This window comes from Pseudoalteromonas sp. BMB, assembly GCF_001709235.1.
GTDB classification, from domain to species: Bacteria; Pseudomonadota; Gammaproteobacteria; order Enterobacterales; family Alteromonadaceae; genus Pseudoalteromonas; species Pseudoalteromonas maricaloris.
Map to the genome: position 1 here is coordinate 111,195 of NZ_MBQA01000193.1, position 16,915 is coordinate 128,109.

17 protein-coding genes are annotated in these 16,915 nt (G+C 44.0%); 8 read left to right on the forward strand and 9 right to left on the reverse strand.

Features of this window, described 5'->3' with window-relative positions:
• Positions 1–65: 65 nt before the first annotated feature.
• Positions 66–707 carry a CPBP family intramembrane glutamic endopeptidase gene (locus tag BB427_RS18425; protein WP_069022411.1) on the reverse strand — a complete coding sequence of 214 codons (642 nt, stop codon included), beginning with the start codon at positions 705–707 and terminating at the stop codon, positions 66–68.
• A gap of 90 nt (positions 708–797) precedes the next feature.
• Entirely contained in the window at positions 798–1,367 is a 570-nt protein-coding gene (locus BB427_RS18430) for an inner membrane-spanning protein YciB (RefSeq protein ID WP_010374069.1), read from the reverse strand.
• Between the two features lie 122 nt (positions 1,368–1,489).
• Between BB427_RS18430 and BB427_RS18435 the strand changes: the two genes are divergently transcribed.
• Positions 1,490–1,762 carry an HU family DNA-binding protein gene (locus BB427_RS18435; RefSeq protein ID WP_069022413.1) on the forward strand — a complete coding sequence of 91 codons (273 nt, stop codon included), beginning with the start codon at positions 1,490–1,492 and terminating at the stop codon, positions 1,760–1,762.
• Positions 1,763–1,804: 42 nt separating this feature from the next.
• Here the strand turns inward: BB427_RS18435 and trpA are convergent, their stop codons facing one another.
• Genes trpA through BB427_RS18465 form a run of 6 tightly spaced genes read right to left on the reverse strand, consistent with a single transcriptional unit; the run spans position 1,805 to position 8,322 of the window.
• Positions 1,805–2,611 (reverse strand): tryptophan synthase subunit alpha, encoded by an 807-nt coding sequence (gene trpA / locus BB427_RS18440; protein ID WP_045989645.1) that lies wholly within the window; start codon positions 2,609–2,611, stop codon positions 1,805–1,807.
• Positions 2,608–3,792, reverse strand: a complete 1,185-nt coding sequence (gene trpB, locus BB427_RS18445; protein ID WP_017219145.1) for a tryptophan synthase subunit beta — start codon at positions 3,790–3,792, stop codon at positions 2,608–2,610. The genes trpA and trpB overlap by 4 nt, the downstream gene beginning before the upstream one ends.
• 7 nt (positions 3,793–3,799) lie before the next feature.
• The gene (gene trpCF, locus BB427_RS18450) at positions 3,800–5,164 is read right to left on the reverse strand and encodes a bifunctional indole-3-glycerol-phosphate synthase TrpC/phosphoribosylanthranilate isomerase TrpF (RefSeq protein ID WP_069022415.1); all 1,365 of its coding nucleotides are present in this window, start codon (positions 5,162–5,164) and stop codon (positions 3,800–3,802) included.
• The gene (trpD, locus tag BB427_RS18455; RefSeq protein WP_069022417.1) at positions 5,157–6,161 is read right to left on the reverse strand and encodes an anthranilate phosphoribosyltransferase; all 1,005 of its coding nucleotides are present in this window, start codon (positions 6,159–6,161) and stop codon (positions 5,157–5,159) included. Before trpD ends, trpCF begins: the two co-directional genes overlap by 8 nt.
• 9 nt (positions 6,162–6,170) lie before the next feature.
• Positions 6,171–6,752: an aminodeoxychorismate/anthranilate synthase component II gene (locus tag BB427_RS18460; RefSeq protein ID WP_010378569.1), complete on the reverse strand. Its 582-nt coding sequence runs from the start codon at positions 6,750–6,752 to the stop codon at positions 6,171–6,173.
• The gene (locus BB427_RS18465) at positions 6,745–8,322 is read right to left on the reverse strand and encodes an anthranilate synthase component 1 (protein ID WP_069022419.1); all 1,578 of its coding nucleotides are present in this window, start codon (positions 8,320–8,322) and stop codon (positions 6,745–6,747) included. The genes BB427_RS18460 and BB427_RS18465 overlap by 8 nt, the downstream gene beginning before the upstream one ends.
• 436 nt (positions 8,323–8,758) lie before the next feature.
• On the opposite strand from BB427_RS18465, the gene rnm reads away from it, so the two are divergent.
• The 6 genes from rnm to BB427_RS18495 all read left to right on the forward strand — a co-directional run bounded on the left by rnm (position 8,759) and on the right by BB427_RS18495 (position 13,211).
• Complete coding sequence (gene rnm / locus BB427_RS18470) at positions 8,759–9,604, forward strand: RNase RNM (protein WP_069022421.1); 846 nt, start codon at positions 8,759–8,761, stop codon at positions 9,602–9,604.
• A gap of 4 nt (positions 9,605–9,608) precedes the next feature.
• Complete coding sequence (locus tag BB427_RS18475) at positions 9,609–10,229, forward strand: L-threonylcarbamoyladenylate synthase (RefSeq protein WP_069022423.1); 621 nt, start codon at positions 9,609–9,611, stop codon at positions 10,227–10,229.
• Positions 10,230–10,240: 11 nt separating this feature from the next.
• On the forward strand, positions 10,241–11,035 hold the full coding sequence (locus BB427_RS18480) for a segregation and condensation protein A (protein ID WP_010378579.1): 795 nt from the start codon (positions 10,241–10,243) through the stop codon (positions 11,033–11,035).
• A 53-nt stretch (positions 11,036–11,088) separates the two neighbouring features.
• Positions 11,089–11,676 (forward strand): SMC-Scp complex subunit ScpB, encoded by a 588-nt coding sequence (gene scpB / locus BB427_RS18485; RefSeq protein WP_069022425.1) that lies wholly within the window; start codon positions 11,089–11,091, stop codon positions 11,674–11,676.
• Entirely contained in the window at positions 11,673–12,533 is an 861-nt protein-coding gene (gene rluB / locus BB427_RS18490; protein ID WP_039497594.1) for a 23S rRNA pseudouridine(2605) synthase RluB, read from the forward strand. The genes scpB and rluB overlap by 4 nt, the downstream gene beginning before the upstream one ends.
• Before the next feature lie 273 nt (positions 12,534–12,806).
• Positions 12,807–13,211: a GFA family protein gene (locus tag BB427_RS18495; protein WP_069022427.1), complete on the forward strand. Its 405-nt coding sequence runs from the start codon at positions 12,807–12,809 to the stop codon at positions 13,209–13,211.
• 254 nt (positions 13,212–13,465) lie between these two features.
• Here the strand turns inward: BB427_RS18495 and BB427_RS18500 are convergent, their stop codons facing one another.
• Entirely contained in the window at positions 13,466–14,209 is a 744-nt protein-coding gene (locus BB427_RS18500; RefSeq protein WP_017219153.1) for a YciK family oxidoreductase, read from the reverse strand.
• 196 nt (positions 14,210–14,405) lie between these two features.
• Between BB427_RS18500 and BB427_RS18505 the strand changes: the two genes are divergently transcribed.
• A complete protein-coding gene (locus BB427_RS18505; protein ID WP_069022429.1) occupies positions 14,406–16,835 on the forward strand; it encodes a VolA/Pla-1 family phospholipase in 2,430 nt (809 codons plus the stop codon).
• Positions 16,836–16,915 lie beyond the last annotated feature (80 nt).

Genomic DNA, 16,915 nt, shown 5'->3' on the forward strand with positions numbered 1-16,915 from the left:
ACATTCGTTTTGGGCATGATGACATCGGCGTATTAATGCGCCGATGTTTATTCTCCACTAAGCCACTAAAATTTTACGCCCGAATCTAAGTACTGCCCAATTCCTATTGTAAACATCCACAGTCCCCACAGGCTATGCTCTAACACACACACCGCAAGCGAGCGACTATGGGCGTAGGTATAAGAAAATAGTAGCCCTCCAACAAAAGATAATGCCACGGCTATCCAGTTGTCATAGATGCAGTGAGCAAGCGCAAACACTAATGCACTTAGCAAAACTCGATTGTTTTTATTTGGTAAAATCCTTTTATAGCGATGAAAGAAGTAGCTCCTAAAAATTAACTCTTGTGGTAAGACGGAAAGAATAGGGTAAGCAACTAATAATAATAACCAGTCGCTGGGGGAATTGAGCGGTAGGGAAAACCAATTTCCTTGGCTAACTAAACCATAGAGCATGGCTGAAAACATTGCACCTGCGAAAAACGTGGTAAATAATCGCTTTTTGACGGACGAAAACTCCCCCAAACTGGTTAACCTGAAGCGTTTGAAATGGGGGTCGGTTAGTAGTAAGTGGGTACAGACTGCCATTAAAATGATCAGTGCTGGAAAAAGCCAATTGTTGAGGTGATCACGGAATTGATAAGCGATAATGGGCAGGACAAAGAATACAAATACGAGTTCACACCACCGGTATTGGCTTGCGTTCAAGGCTAGTTCCCCAAAATATTTGGCGGCTACAAGCCGCTATAGTTAGCTCTCACTCGTTAACTATAGCAGCTGCAGATGAACCTTGAATGGTTACTCTTCAGGTAAATATTTTTGAATTTTAAACATGGTAAAGAGGAGGGCAACGAAGGTGATCCCAATTAAACCAAAGACTTTAAAGTTCACCCAAAAATCAAGAGAGAAGTGGTACGCAACGTAAAGGTTTAGGCCTGCGATGAAGAAAAGTAATACTGCCCAAAATAGATTTAATTGGTCGCAGTCTTTGGCTGGTAAATCAATATCAATCTCGCTTTTTTCCTTCTCAGCAACTGACTTTAACACGCCTTCGAGTGCGCCTTTTACCAAGTTTTTATTAAACAGGTACCTGGATATGAGTAGGGCTGCACCTAAAATGGCATAAATAATCGTGGCTTTCCATTTTATAAATTGCTCATCATGGAAGAAAATCGTCATCCCACCGAGGATCAACGCAATCGCTAAGAATACCCAATGACGTTTTGCGACTTCGCGCTTAGTGATGTATTGGTGTGCGACCTGTATAAGAGAGGCGATGATTAGCACTCCCGTTGCCCAAAAAATATCGACAAACTTATAAACCGCAAAAAATAAGATGAGCGGTAAGTACTCAATTAAAAATGACATTTTTTATCCTAACAAAGTTGGTTGTAAGGGTTTTACCAAGATACGGCGAGAACATCAACATTGACTTTCTTTGATGAAACCCATAGCCTGCTGCGCTCATTCAATGGTTCAGAGGTATTTGCATGAATAAGAGCGATTTAGTTACAAAAATGGCGGGAATTAGTGGATTAACAAAGAAAGATTCACAGGCGGTGTTAAATGTCATTTTACAGGCCACTAAAAAGCGCTTGTCAGAAGGCGATCAAATGCAAATCAATGGGCTTGGGACATTCGCGTTAAGTTATCATCCCCCAAAGCAAGGACGTAATCCTCAAACAGGTGAGACCATCACCATTGAGGGACAAAACAAGATATTGTTTAAGCCAGCTAAAGCCTTAAAAGATAACTTGCGTTAATTCTAAGAAAAGCCAGTGTCTAACACTGGCTTGAAAGTAATATTACTTTTGCGTTGCAGCTTTCATTCGCGCAACAAAGGTTTTTAGCTCAAAGCACATGGTGCTAGGGTCATCCAAGTGTTTTTCGATGATTTTCACCACCGCAGAGCCACTTATCGCACCTGCTGCACCTGAGCTAATCGCATGCTTTACATGCTCCGGTTCAGAAATACCAAACCCTAGCAGTGGCGGCGCAGCATGATACTCGATAAGTTTGGTGATCATCTCTGTTGCCGGCATTTGTGCCGTCGTTTCTGTACCAGTCACGCCTGCACGCGAAAGTAAATAAGTATAGCCACGACCTCGGGTGGCGCATTCTCGTAACGTATCATCGCAGGCATTCGGTGTGGCAATGAAAATTGGCGCGATATCATTTGCCATTGCAGTGAGCCTAAACGGTTTGGCTTCGTGCAGTGGCACATCAGCAACTAAGATAGAATCCACACCCGCAGTTTTGGCGTCTTGATAAAACTGCTCAATACCACGAGCAAAAATCAAGTTTGAGTAAAGCAACAAACCAATTGGGATATCACTGTTGTAGCGACGAATTTCAGCGATGATCTCAAGACAGTCTTGTGTATTAACATCTTGCTTTAATGCACGGATGTTAGCCGCTTGAATAACAGGACCATCGGCGATGGGATCGGAAAACGGAATACCGAGCTCCAATGCATCAGCACCACCGTCAATCAGACTTTTAATGATCTCAATACTGAGAGCCTTATTGGGATCGCCAATCGTCACGAAAGGAACAAATGCACCTTGGTTTTTTTCATTTAAGTGCGCGAACATCGCATCATAACGTCTCATAGTTCACCTCGCTCAGACAGTACCTGGTGGACGTGAGCTAAGTCTTTGTCTCCGCGACCACTTAAGTTAACAACGATCACCGTTTCTTCGGTTTGCGCTTCTGCATATTTTAGTGCGTATGCCAGAGCATGGCTTGACTCTAGGGCTGGAATAATACCTTCGTGTTTAGCAAGCGCTTGAAAGGCATTTAATGCTTCAGTGTCGGTAATACCAACATATTGCGCGCGGCCTGTTTCATGAAGGTAGGCGTGTTGTGGACCAACAGCTGGGTAGTCAAGACCTGCTGACACAGAGTAAGATTCTTCAATTTGGCCATCTTTATTCTGCATGATATAGGTATAGGCGCCGTGCAAGATGCCTTTACTTCCTTTACATAGTGCAGCGCCGTGCTCATCGGTATCTAAGCCTTTACCAGCCGGTTCAACCCCGATTAATTTAACGTCTTTTTCATCAATAAAGTCTGCGAACATACCAATAGCATTTGAGCCGCCGCCCACACAAGCGATAACTGCATCTGGCAAACGACCTTCCGCTTTTAGTACTTGTTGTTTCGCCTCTTCACCAATCATTTTTTGGAACTCTCGGACAATCGTCGGGAATGGATGAGGGCCTGCAGCCGTTCCGAGTAAATAATGTGCCGTTTTGTAGTTTGCAGACCAGTCACGTAATGCTTCATTTACCGCGTCTTTTAATGTGCCTGAGCCGGCGGTAACTGGGATAACTTCCGCACCCATCAAACGCATTCTAAATACGTTTGGTTGCTGACGCTCAACATCTTTAGCCCCCATGTATACCCGGCACTTTAAGCCGAGTAAGGAGCAGGCTAGGGCGGTTGCAACACCATGTTGTCCAGCGCCGGTTTCAGCAATGACTTCTTTTTTACCCATACGTTTGGTTAAGAGCGCTTGACCTAACACTTGGTTGGTCTTGTGTGCACCACCGTGAAGTAAATCTTCACGCTTTAAGTACAGTTTGACCTTAGGGTTTTTAACTAAGTTGCGTGTCTTGGTCAGTGGTGTTGGGCGACCCGCAAATTCATTCAAAAGTTGATAAAACTCCTGCTGAAATTCTGGGTCTTTTTGTGATTTATAAAATTCCTGTTCTAACTGCTTTAACGCAGGTACGAGTAACTCGGGCACAAACATGCCTCCGAAGTCACCAAAATAAGCTGAATTACTCATGTCCACCTCAATATTTTCGAATTTGTGTAAACGCGTTAGCGATTTTTTGAGCGCATTTTTTACCAGGCGATTGCTCAACGCCTGAATTTAGGTCAAGACCATCGGCACCTATATTAACGGCACCGTGAATATTGTCGGGGTTTAGGCCGCCAGCCAACATATAATTGCTCGAACTACGATTTAATAGCTGCCAATCAAACACTTGTCCCGTGCCACCAAATGCAGAGTCGGTTTTGGTATCGTACAATTGCTTGTCTACGCCAGCGAAGGGGCTTGGCAGTGCTGTGTCCACACCTTGTGCTTTCCAAATTTGACAGGTAACTGGAAGTTGTTTTCGCAGGGTATCGATGTACAACTCATCTTCGTTGCCATGTAATTGCACTGCACTCAGTTTTAATATTTGCGCATACTCAGCAACTTGCTCAAGCGGTGCGTTAACGAACACACCAACGTACTTGAGCGGTGCGCTATCGGCAACGGCCTTCGCACAATCAATGTCGACATAACGAGGCGATTTTGGATAAAAGATAAGACCGCCGTATACCGCTCCAGCTTCATAAGCTGCTTGCGCATCTTGGCTTCGAGTAAGACCACACACTTTGTTTTCGCCCAAAATCAAGCGTCTGCAAGCAAGTTCTAAGTCCTGCTCAGCCATCAGTGAACTACCGACCAAAAAGCCGTCACAAATCGGTGATAAGCGTTTCACATCGCGGTGTGTGTATATGCCAGACTCTGAAATTACCACTTTGTCTTCGGGGATTAACTTTCTTAGCTTCTCTGTAGTTGCTAAATCCGTTGATAAGTCTCTGAGGTCACGGTTGTTAATACCGATAAGTTCAGCATCTAACGCAAGCGCTCTTGTCACTTCTTCTTCGTTGCTTACTTCCGTTAAAATCGACATATTAAGTGATTTGGCCACGCTCGCTAGTGCCAAATACTCTTCGTCATTTAATACAGACAACATCAAAAGAATGGCATCGCCACCGTGTAAGCGGGCGAGATAAACTTGGTATTCATCAATAAAGAAGTCTTTACAGATCAGAGGCTGATCAACCAGCTTTCTCACCGTGGCAAGGTATTCATAACTGCCTTGAAAGTATTTTTCGTCGGTTAGTACACTAATACATGTCGCGTACTTACGATAAACACTGGTAATTTCAGTCAAATCAAAATGTGAGCGAATAAGGCCTTTTGAAGGCGACGCCTTTTTGCACTCTAAAATAAATTGTGTTCCAGCTTGCGCCAACGCAGCGGTGAAGTTAAGCGTGGTGGGGGTTACTTTGTCGATAAAGTCACTTAACGGACGCTGCGCCTTACGCGCTTTTAATTCTTCGACTTTATCGGCAACAATTTTTTCTAATACATTAGCCATTACTCACCTCTACAATGTTAGCCAAGGTTGTCATGGCTTTCTTGCTAGCAAGCACTTCGCGTACTTGTTGGCTTGCGGTTTTAAAATCTGCGGCCTTATCGGTTAATACCAACAAGGCTGCAACGTTTGCAATGATCGCTGCATTGTGTGCAGCTTCGCCTTCACCATTTAAAATCGCAAGGCTCGCTTTCGCGTTATATTCTGGCGTATCACCAGCAATAGATTCAAGTGAATAGTTTTCTAGTCCAAAATCGCTTGGGGTAACGGTGTATTGCGTCACTTCACCATGCTTTACTTCTGCGACTAGCGTTTCGCCGTGTAGGGCAATTTCATCTGTGCCACTACCGTGAACTACCATCGCTCGTTTCGTACCTAAGCGGTTTAACGTTTCGGCCATGGGTAAAACAAGGGCAGGGTCGTAAACGCCGAGTAATTGCACCTCAGGCTTAGCAGGGTTTGCCAATGGCCCGAGAATATTAAATATCGTGCGTGTTTTTAGTTGAGTGCGAACCGGCATAGCATGTTTTACACCAGCGTGGTAATGCGGTGCAAACAAAAAGGTAAAGCCGGTCTCTGCTAAGCACTTTTCTGCAAGTGCGGGAGTCATATCAATGTTGATCCCAAGTGCTTTTAGTAAATCCGCGGAACCAGATTTACTGCTCACGCTGCGATTACCGTGTTTGACCATATTAATACCACATGCTGCGGCGACAATGGCGGCGGTGGTACTCACGTTGATGGTATTTGTGCCATCGCCACCCGTACCACAGCTGTCTGCTGCGAGTAGGTCTTGCTTGTCAAATGCGGTGGCATGATCACGCATAGCCTGAGCTGCTCCGGCTATTTCCGCCGCTGTTTCACCTTTAAACTTTAGCGCAAGCAGCGCTGCGGTAAGTTCGATGTCGCTCAGTTGTCCAGCCATAATATCGCTAAACAAGGATTTGGCGGCGTCGAACGATAAATCTTGTTGCTGTAATAGAGGTTGTAACTTTTCCATCGTGCTCTCCTAAGCGCTAAGGTACGCGATACTTTGTTGTAATAGCTGAGCGCCATTGGGGGTCAATATTGATTCTGGGTGAAATTGATAGCCAATCACTTTGTGTTCACTGTGATAGATAGCCATCGGAATGGCCTGATATCTCGCGATCACTTGCAGTGCTGGTGGTACGCTTGTTGCCATCAGAGAGTGATAACGCGCAACAGGAAATTGCGTCCCAAGTCCGGCAAATACCGGATGCTCATCCGCTTCAATAATAGAAGATTTGCCATGTACCGTTTCACCCGCTTTGCCAACTTCACCACCATAACTTTGGGTTAGGGCTTGTTGACCGAGGCAAATCCCAAGCATGGGGAATTTACCTTTACATAGCTCAATTAACGCGAGCAAACAGCCTGCTTCCGATGGCGCGCCAGGTCCGGGTGATAAAACTAAGATCACAGGATCAACCTCTGCACACATTTTATTGAAAATGGTTTCGGCAGAGATATTGTTACGATAAACGACCAAGTCGAGTCCTAGCAAACTAAGCTCATCCACAAGGTTATAACTGAAAGAATCAAAATTATCTAAAAAGTATACCTTAGTCATGGTTTGTTCCTTCATACGTGGACTGTACTGCTTTAATCACTGCCATGGCTTTAGCTTTGGTTTCATTTGCTTCACTTTGTGGATTTGAATCAAACACAACACCCGCACCCGCTTGCACGTAAGCAATGTTATCTTTTACAAACGCGGAGCGAATGACGATGCAGCTGTCCATCGCGCCATTGCCCATCAAATAACCTACCGCTCCGCCGTAACTACCACGACGCTGCTTTTCTGTATGGCGAACAAGTTCTGCGGCTTTAACTTTTGGTGCGCCGACGAGAGTGCCCATATTCATACAAGCCTGATAGGCGTGAAGCGCATCTAAATCCGGCTTTAATTGGCCAACGACGCGTGATACCAAATGCATGACTTGTGAGTAGCGGTCCACTTTCAATAATTCTTTTGCGTGTCGAGTACCTGCAATACTGATCCGTGCGACATCGTTACGGGCAAGGTCAACCAGCATAAGGTGCTCTGCACGCTCTTTTTGATCGTTGCGCAGCTCAAGTTCAATGCGGCTATCTAAATCTGGATTGATACTGCCATCAGCAAACTTACCTCGTGGTCTCGTCCCCGCGATGGGATAGACTTCAACTTGGTTACTCTGCTCACAATATTTGAGCGCCGACTCTGGAGATGCACCAAATAGTACAAAGCGTTCATCCTTCATATAAAACATGTAGGGACTAGGGTTTTGTAGTTTGAGCTGTTTATAGGCGGCGAGTGAGTTATGGCAAGGAAGTGAAAAAGTGCGAGAGGGAACGACTTGAAAGATGTCACCGTTGATAATGTTGGTTTTCAACTTTTCAACGTGTTGACAATATTCGTCGTCACTCACATTGACTTTGACGTCTGCAGCGCCACTTTGTGGCTCAAACTGAAATTCAGTGATTTGGTCACATTGACTGTTTAGCTCTTCTAGCTGTTTGCCTACTTCAAAACAATTGGCGTGAACCTCAGGGCCATTGAAAACATTACCAATGAGCTCAGTAGTTCGTGCTTGATGATCGATCACAACTAGGGTTTCAGCGAGATAGAAAACATAGTCGGGACAGTCGTTGTCCCCATCTGGTACTTCAGGAAGTTGCTCAAAGTTTGCCACCATATCATAGGCGAATACTCCACCTAAAAGGACGGAAAACGGCGTATCTGAGTTACGTTTAATTTCATTGATACAGGTTCTGAGCGCACTAAAGGCGTTATCCGCTTTTAGTTTTGTATGCTCATCAATGTTACTTTCCAATGCGTTGTACGTGAGCGTCAAAGTATTATCATTGAGGATCACGTGACAATTTGTGACCTTGTGTGCAAGGTACGGTAGCAATTGAGCACCATTGTTAGACAAGGCTTTGGCAATGACTTGGGCGCCATTACATTCGAATCGAATTGCACTATCCACAAGCACGATACTTTTCACATTGTCTTTAGACTCTATTTCTGCTGATTCGAGCAGTAACGAGTTTGCTTTGTTTAAACCTGCGTATAAAGACAGTGGGCTGGCAATATAATCGCGCCTTTGTCTTATGCTGGTGACCTCACCTGGTGTGGTCGTTATATGACTAAAAATCAAACCTCATTCCTCTTAATTTCTAGATATTCTGTTTAGAAAATAAAAAACCCCCGAAAGCTGAGCTCTGCGGGGGTTATTGTTCAGACACAACAATACCGTCCCGCTAGGGCATCCACCACCACCAAATTGTGTTTACTGTGATATTGTTGTTCATATAAGCCTCTAAAAAGTATAAAAAAACCCGCGACATTGCGCGGGTTGATAAATCGTAGATATAACGAAACACACCCGCTTAGTTCGAGTGCCACCACCAAATGTTTTTTTGAATTTGTTTGTTCATTTGTGAATATTTCGTTGTTTAATCTAAATTAGCTACAGTAAACCCTATTCTTGCTACAAGTGTCAAGGGCAAATATCAGAAAATAACCTAAGGTCGTATCAGTTAACTTGTGATATAATCAAAACGTTGATAATTCATAGAGATAGTTAATACATTTTGATTAAATATGACCTCCATAGCCATACTACTTTTTCCGATGGCCGCTTAGCTGTTGATGAATTGCTTGAGCGAGCAACGGAAAAAGGCGTTGATATTCTTGCAATTACAGATCATGACACGATAGATGCGATCCAGCCTGCCCGTGACTACATTAGCCAAAATAATCTCACGTTAGAACTTATCAGTGGCGTTGAAATTTCCACAAAATGGGAAAGCTTTGAGATCCATATTGTTGGATTGAATTTTGACCCTGAGCATGAAGCATTAACAAAGCTGCTGCACGAACAGCAGCAAAAGCGAGAAGCCAGAGCAAAAGAAATCGGCGAGCGATTAGCCAAAAAGGGTTATGAGCATGTCTACGAAGATGCCCTTGCACTTGCCCAAACTGCGCAGATCACCAGAGCGCATTTTGCTCAAGTGCTGGTTGAGCGGGGCGTGGCTAAAAACGTGCAAAGCGTTTTCAATAAATTTTTAGCACGCGGCAAAACTGGGTATGTGCCAAGTCAGTGGTGCGATATACAAACGGCCGTTTCTGCTATTCACGCTGCGGGTGGAGTAAGTGTGCTGGCACACCCTGCTCGATATAAGATGTCGAATAAGTGGCTAAGAAAGTTAATTGCTGAATTTAAAGCGGTTGGGGGAGCTGCAATGGAAGTTGCACAGCCCCAGCAAGCGCCTACTGAGCGCCAATTTTTGGGGCGACTAAGTCAAGAGTTTGAATTGTTAGCAAGCCAAGGGTCAGATTTCCACTTCCCAATGCCTTGGGTCGACCTTGGTCGTAACTTGTATTTACCTAAAGATTGTCAAGGAGTTTGGCGTCATTGGGGAGGCAAAGAGGAATAAGCTTATGAGCCAATTTTTTCATATTCACCCAGATAACCCGCAAACGCGTTTAATTCGCCAAGCGGCTGATATTATTGAACAAGGTGGCGTGGTGGTGTTTCCAACCGACTCCGGCTATGCCATTGGTTGCAACCTCGGTAATAAGCAAGCTAAGGAGCGGATAGAGCGGATCCGCGGCATTGAAAAGCACCATAACTTCACTCTTTTATGTCGTGATCTGTCGGAGCTTTCGACCTATGCCCGTGTCGATAATCAAATGTTTAGGATGATTAAAAATAATACGCCCGGTCCGTACACGTTTATTTTTAAAGGGACGAAAGAAGTTCCTCGTCGTTTGCTCAATGAGAAGAAAAAAACCATCGGGATCCGTGTGACTGATAACCCAATTACTTGCGCGTTGTTGGAAGCACTAGGTGAACCTTTGATGTCATGCTCTTTGATTTTGCCAGGAGAGCAGTTTACTGAGTCTGACCCCGATGATATCCGCATGCGTATTGAGAAGCACGTAGACTTGATCATTCATGGTGGCTATTTAATCGAGCAAGCAACCACTGTTATTGATATGTCCGAAGACACCATTGAAATTTTGCGTCGTGGCTGTGGCGATACGTCGCCTTTTGAATAACGCATGTTGAGATGACAGAAGCACTCCAACAGAAATTACCGCTAGCCTTTTTACACGGTGAAGCGGTAATTGAAAAGCCGGAAGATCTTTATATTCCCCCCGAAGCCCTAGAAGTTATCTTAGAGACCTTTGAAGGCCCGTTGGACTTACTGCTTTATCTTATAAAAAGACATAAATTAGATATTCTAGAATTACCGATTTTTAGTATTACTCAGCAGTATGTTCAGTATGTTGAAATGATGAAGGACATGCAGCTCGAACTTGCGGGTGAATACTTAGTGATGGCAGCTTTGCTGGCACAAATAAAATCAAGAATGCTACTACCAAAACACGAAGAATTAGAGGAAGAGGAAGACCCCAGAGCAGAGCTGGTGAGACGCTTGCAGGAATACGAGCAATTTAAGCAAGCCGCTGAGAATTTAGATGAGATCCCTCGTGTTGAGCGTGATATCTTTGTCGCTCATGCGCTGGTAGACAGTAGTACCGACAATGAGCCAGAATTCCCAGACATTGAACTGAGGGAATTACTTTTGGCGCTGTCGGAAGTGATGGCTAGAGCCAAGACCTTTGAGCACCATCATATATCCGCAGAAGCACTTTCGACTCGAGAGCGTATGAGCTTTATATTGCAATTGCTACGAGAACAGGATAAGCCGGTAGAATTTGCGCGATTCTTTACCTTGGACGAAGGGCGCAGTGGTGTGGTGGTTACTTTTATTGCCATGCTCGAACTCATTAAGGAGCAATTGGTTGACTATATTCAGTCAGCAACCGCAGCGTCGATTTACCTGCATTTAAAAGGCTAGGGGATGGCTGCAGCCTCTGCTATACTCCGCATTTTTATCTTCAAGCATAAAATATGAAAAGACGCGTTAGCGATGAACAACTGGTTGAATTAGTTGAAGCAGCGATTTTCGTTTCAGATAAGCCGTTATCTAAAAAGCGCTTAAAAGAAACCGTGCTGGAAGATATCAGCGTGTCATCACCGCGTATTGATCAGGCACTGGAAACACTGATAAATCATTATCAAACTCGTGGTGTGAGGCTGGTTGAGGTTGGTACCGGATACCGTTTTCAAGCTTGCCCGAGCTTGAGCCCTTGGTTAAGTAAACTGTGGCAGGAAAAAGCACCAAAATACTCACGTGCTACACTTGAGACTTTGGCATTGATTGCTTACCGACAACCAATCACTCGAGGCGAAATAGAGCAAGTGCGCGGGGTCACCGTGAGTTCTAATATTATCAAAAGCTTGATAGATCGCGAGTGGATAAAAGTGGTGGGTTACAAAGAGGTACCGGGTAAGCCTGCATTGTATGCAACGACAAAACAATTTTTAGATTACTTCTCATTATCTGGTCTTGGGGAATTACCTCGATTACCTGAACAACATAATGAGAAAATAGAACAGTTATTAAACGATCCTTCTGTGAGAGAACCATCTGAATGAGTGAAAAACTACAAAAAGTATTGGCAAGAGCTGGCGTTGGCTCAAGACGCGAAATGGAAAAGTATATTGAGTCTAACCGCGTAAGTGTAGATGGAAAAGTTGCCAAGCTAGGAGACCGAGTAGAAGAGACTTCGGTGATCCGTGTAGATGGACATATTGTTAAAATAGAGCAGCAAGAAGAGCGCATCTGTCGCGTACTTATGTATCATAAGCCTGAAGGGGAGCTGTGTACTCGTCGCGACCCTCAAGGTCGTCGTACTGTATTCGATAGACTACCAAAGTTAGATGGTGACCGGTGGATAGCAATTGGGCGATTAGATATCAATACATCAGGCCTGTTACTCTTTACCAATGATGGTGAGCTAGCTAATCGCTTGATGCATCCAAAATACGAAGTCGAACGTGAATATTCTGCCCGGGTATTTGGTGAAGTAACAAATCAAACGTTGCGTACATTAACCAAAGGCGTTGAGCTAGAAGACGGTCCTGCAAAATTCCTTAAGATTAAACCACTTGGCGGCGAAGGTCTGAATAAATGGTTCAATGTAACACTGACCGAAGGGCGTAATCGTGAAGTTAGGCGTCTTTGGCAGTCGCAAGAGGTTGAAGTGTCGCGTTTGATCCGTATCCGTTATGGTAAATTGGAGCTTAACAAACGCTTGCCACAAGGTGGATGGGAAGAATTAAAATTAGAAGATGTTAACTACTTACGTAAATCGGTAAGCATGAGAGCCGAGCAGCAAACTAAGTTGTCGGTCATGCCAGAAAAGCGTAAAGACAAGCGCGCGAAAATTAATAAGATCCGCAAAGCAGTGAAAAAGCATAATCAAAGGGTCAAAACCCCAAGAAGAAAGTAATTTAAGCTTTTTATACCAATTAGCTTATGTAAGTGAGCTATTTTGAGGCGAGAAAATCTTGTCGATAACACCGCTACCGCGTCCTGCTATCGCCAAGGTACCTACATCCATATAGGCAAGGCAAAAATTTTGCTATTTAGTTGTTCTAAATGAGAAGTTTTTAACGTAGTTAGCGTCAGATTTGCTCCTTCAAATTGATCAAGTATTAAGACTAATTGGTATTAAACACCAGCCTAGTGAGCTGGTGTTTTTGTATTTGATAAGGAGATGCAAATGAAAGAGATGTTTGCTGGTAGTTGTCTGTGTGGTCAGGTTAAATATCTTGTAGAGGGCAACGTGCAGGGCTTTTATCTATGTCATTGTGAATATTGTCAAAAAGACACAGGCTCTGCACATGCTGCGAATTTATTTTTTCAAAATGCAATGCTAACTTGGCTCGCGGGCGAAAAGTTGATAACGCGCTTTACTTTACCGAATACTAAGCACGTTAAAGCCTTTTGTGCTTGTTGTGGCTCTGCATTACCAAACCAGCAGCCAGTTGGTTTAGTGGTACCTGCCGGTAGCTTAGATGATGCGCCGAGTCTTACGCCAACTGCACACCTATTTATTGCGAGCAAAGCGAAGTGGGATGAAAAATTAGAGCAAGTGCAGGCGTTTGAAACCTTGCCGAGAGATTAATATAAGTAATATAACCTGAGCTGCGGATAATTAATGCCTTTCTAGCAGCCAGTTCTAGCGCTAACTGCGTTGAATTCACTTCCAATAGCCAGCTATTGGTGCGTAAATTCGCCTTGTTTTCCCTAAAACTCGCTGGCTAGACAAGGAAAAAACTAAGTTGTGCTTTAGCGACAATGAGTTGGAACATTCCTTATCCAAACCTCAGGTTAATATAGAAGGCTGCAATTGTGGATCTGCAGCCTTTAAAGTACTAGTTAGTAGGTTTGGGCATCTAAAGATTGGCCATTAACTCCGATTGAGTCATCAGACATCAAGTACAAGTATGTTGGCATTAATTCTTCAGGTGTTTTTAGTTTATCTTTATCTTCACCTGGGAATGCTGATGCACGCATACTTGTTCTTGTCGCACCAGGATTAATGCAGTTAATACGAATATTGGTTTTACCCACTTCTTCGGCCCAAGTTTGCATCATACCTTCGGTTGCGAATTTAGAAATTGCATATGCTCCCCAAAACTCGCGACCTTTGCGTCCTACACCCGATGAAGTGAAGACGATAGAAGCGTGAGGCGCTTTTCTCATTACTGGGAATAGCGATTTAGTGATCACCGCTTGGGCTGTTACGTTTACCTTCATTATGTTTTCAAAGGTTGAAACGCAAAAGTGTTCCATTGGACCTAAAGAGCCTAAAATAGACGCATTATTTAGCAAGCCATCAAGCTTCCCAAATTGCTGCTCGATGGTGGCAGCCAAGTCTCGGAAGTGTTGTTTGGTTGCACCACGTAAATCTAAAGGTACAATTGCAGGCTGTGGGTAACCGGCGTTAACAATTTCATCATAAACGGCTTCTAGTTTACTGGTGGTTTTGCCTAATAAAATAACCGTTGCACCATATTTGGCGTAATTAATTGCCGCAACACGGCCGATGCCGTCGCCAGCACCTGTTACTAGTATCGTTTTATTCGCAAGTGCGTTTTCAGGAGCTTGATAAGTCTGCATTCTGGACTCCAATTAAGATGTTTGGGCTATTTTATCACAATGCAGTAGCAAGTTAGCGAATTTATTGTAAATATGGCTGGCGAAATAACAAAGTTTGAGTTAAGTTTAACTGGTCTAATGTCTTATTAAAAATGCTATTACATAGATTTAACGAGAATTACCACAATAATAATAAGATTATGTCGGAGCCTATAAAATGAAAAAAATGCTACTCTCACTCGCAGTATCAGCAGCACTAGCTGGCTGTGGAGGCGGTGAAACGTTAGAAGATGTAAAAAATGATACTACACCCGTTTCTCCAACGATTTCTGTTAAATTTGATCCATCTGGTGGTGTGATCTCAGTTCCAAACGATATCCTTTTATCCGGCACTCAAGACGGTACCTTAAATCTACCTGACGAAATGTTAGGAGTGAAAGATGGTGAAGGTAACCCTCTGGTAACGCGTGCAAGCTATGCAAACCCTAGTATTGTGATTGGCGCCTTAGATGGTTGGTCGACACAAATGCCTTACGTTATCGACATGACGACACCGAATGGTTTGACACTTGATGCGCAAAGCGTCATGACTCCGGGCTCTGTACGAATTTTTGAAGTTGCAATGGGTGGACCATTACAAACCGACGAAGATTGTGCTCAGGTGCCTTCAGGTATCGCTTGTAAGCCAATTGCTGAATTACAATTTGGCCCTGATGGTGATTTCGTTACCATGGCTAATAGCACAGGTAACGGTTTAGTTATTATCCCAGTTAAACCATTCAAACCTGAAACTACGTATATTACTGTTTTGACCAAAGGTCTTAAGGACTCAAAAGGTCAAAGTGTAGATGCTTCTTCGACTTACACGTTGTTGCGCCAAGACGCGCCATTGGTAACTGATGCTCAGAAATCGCTACAGGCTGTGATTCGTAGCTATGAAGGGGCGGTAACTGCAGCGGGTTCGGTGAGTAAAGAAGAGATTATATATACAGCTGCAATGACGACACAGTCGACTGGTCACGCATTGGCGGCGACTAAGCAATTGTTAGCCGCTAAATTACAAGGTGGTGCTAATCCTGTTGTCGCTGTACCTGCACAACCGGTGATCACCGTTGCAGATGCCCTTGTAGGAAAAGTGCCTGATGCTATTTTACCTGCTTTTAGAAGCGTGCGTTTATTGCAAGGTCAAATACAACTACCTCAGTACTTATCACAACCAAAAAATAAAGATATCTCTGCGCTAGCTGATACCTATTGGCAAGCACGCTGCGACAGCGCGGTAGCTGTCGCTGGATATGCGGCGCAAGCTGGTGGTTTACCAGAGCCAACAGAACCAAATGATATCGCTTGTAATACACTTTCGGGTGGAAAGCTGAGAGATTTAGGTTTAGACGGTACTAAGTTCTTGACTAAGTACAATCCAATTCCTAAAGAGCAGTGGCTTGCAAATGTTCCTGTGCAAATCACAATGCCTGCGGATGAGTCTCAGCGCCCTGAAGGCGGCTGGCCTGTGGTTATCTTGCAACATGGTATCACGAGTAAAAAAGAAGACATGCTCGGCTTGACGTTGTCATTAACGCAAGCTGGATTTGCCACAGTTGCAATTGATCACCCAATGCACGGTGCTCGCGGTTTAGATATCGATGGTGATGGCACTGATGATTTTAATGCCTCGACAGGTAGCGTGTTGTCCTACATGAACCTAACATCGTTGTTAGTTGCGCGTGATAACTTAAAGCAATCAGCAGCAGATTTAATGGGTTTACGTTTAGGCTTAAACTTCATCAATCTAGCATCTGGCGGTCAAGTAAACTTTAATACCCAGCAAGTTAGTTACTTAGGTCACTCACTAGGTTCTATTGTAGGCCCAAGCTTCCTCGCTCAAACCAATGCGCCATTAAATCCAGCAATTGATGGCTTCTTTAAAGTTGAGTCAGCAGCACTTGCAAGTGGTGGCTCGGGCATTGCTAATTTCTTGATTGAGTCAAAATCATTTGGCCCGTTTGTTCAAGGCTCAGTGTTAAGCTCTGCAGGTAACCTAGCATCGCAAGCGTTTAATGCCTATCTGCAAGAAGGCGCAATTGCTGACTGTGGTACGTTTGCTGCGGATCAAAGCAAATATGTTTCTTGTGCATATGGAACATTTAGAGCGAATTTAGAAGCGGCTGGAGACACTGCGACATTAGCACTAATTGATGGTACGGTGACGCAGTTTGGTTTTGCAGCACAAACCGCATTAGGTAGTGCCGATCCACTTAACTATGCAGCTTCCGTGAAAGCGCTACAAACGCCAGTATATATGAGCGTTGTTACGGGTGGTGTTGATGGCAATGCAGCTGACTTGGTTATTCCTCCAACAACAGAACGTAGCTTCTTGTCTGGTAGCTTACCACTTGCTGGTTTCATGGGCTTAATGCCTGCAAGTGAAACACAAATGAGTCAAGACGGAACACCTGGAAGTTATGTAGTGAAGTTCTCTCAGGGTCACCATAGTTCAATCTTGACGACAGGCTTTGATGAAAAAGCCGGTGGCACAGCAGCAGGACACGCAGCTGCGTCAATCGAAATGCAAACACAAGTTGCAAGCTTCTTGAAGTCAAAGGGTTTGGTTTTACAAGTATCTAACTCGGATGTTGTTGCAAACTAAGACATTTTTCGAGACTATAAAAGGCCGCGACTAGCGGCCTTTTTTGTGTCCATTTTATACTGAAAGAAAATGGGCGCCTT

Bases quoted from the DNA above. Each gene is read 5' to 3' on its own strand.
- BB427_RS18430 (WP_010374069.1), bottom strand. From the start codon at position 1,367: ATGTCATTTTTAATTGAGTACTTACCGCTCATCTTATTTTTTGCGGTT.
- BB427_RS18435 (WP_069022413.1), top strand. From the start codon at position 1,490: ATGAATAAGAGCGATTTAGTTACAAAAATGGCGGGAATTAGTGGATTA.
- trpA (WP_045989645.1), bottom strand. From the start codon at position 2,611: ATGAGACGTTATGATGCGATGTTCGCGCACTTAAATGAAAAAAACCAA.
- trpB (WP_017219145.1), bottom strand. From the start codon at position 3,792: ATGAGTAATTCAGCTTATTTTGGTGACTTCGGAGGCATGTTTGTGCCC.
- trpCF (WP_069022415.1), bottom strand. From the start codon at position 5,164: ATGGCTAATGTATTAGAAAAAATTGTTGCCGATAAAGTCGAAGAATTA.
- trpD (WP_069022417.1), bottom strand. From the start codon at position 6,161: ATGGAAAAGTTACAACCTCTATTACAGCAACAAGATTTATCGTTCGAC.
- BB427_RS18460 (WP_010378569.1), bottom strand. From the start codon at position 6,752: ATGACTAAGGTATACTTTTTAGATAATTTTGATTCTTTCAGTTATAAC.
- BB427_RS18475 (WP_069022423.1), top strand. From the start codon at position 9,609: ATGAGCCAATTTTTTCATATTCACCCAGATAACCCGCAAACGCGTTTA.
- BB427_RS18480 (WP_010378579.1), top strand. From the start codon at position 10,241: ATGACAGAAGCACTCCAACAGAAATTACCGCTAGCCTTTTTACACGGT.
- scpB (WP_069022425.1), top strand. From the start codon at position 11,089: ATGAAAAGACGCGTTAGCGATGAACAACTGGTTGAATTAGTTGAAGCA.
- rluB (WP_039497594.1), top strand. From the start codon at position 11,673: ATGAGTGAAAAACTACAAAAAGTATTGGCAAGAGCTGGCGTTGGCTCA.
- BB427_RS18495 (WP_069022427.1), top strand. From the start codon at position 12,807: ATGAAAGAGATGTTTGCTGGTAGTTGTCTGTGTGGTCAGGTTAAATAT.
- BB427_RS18500 (WP_017219153.1), bottom strand. From the start codon at position 14,209: ATGCAGACTTATCAAGCTCCTGAAAACGCACTTGCGAATAAAACGATA.
- BB427_RS18505 (WP_069022429.1), top strand. From the start codon at position 14,406: ATGAAAAAAATGCTACTCTCACTCGCAGTATCAGCAGCACTAGCTGGC.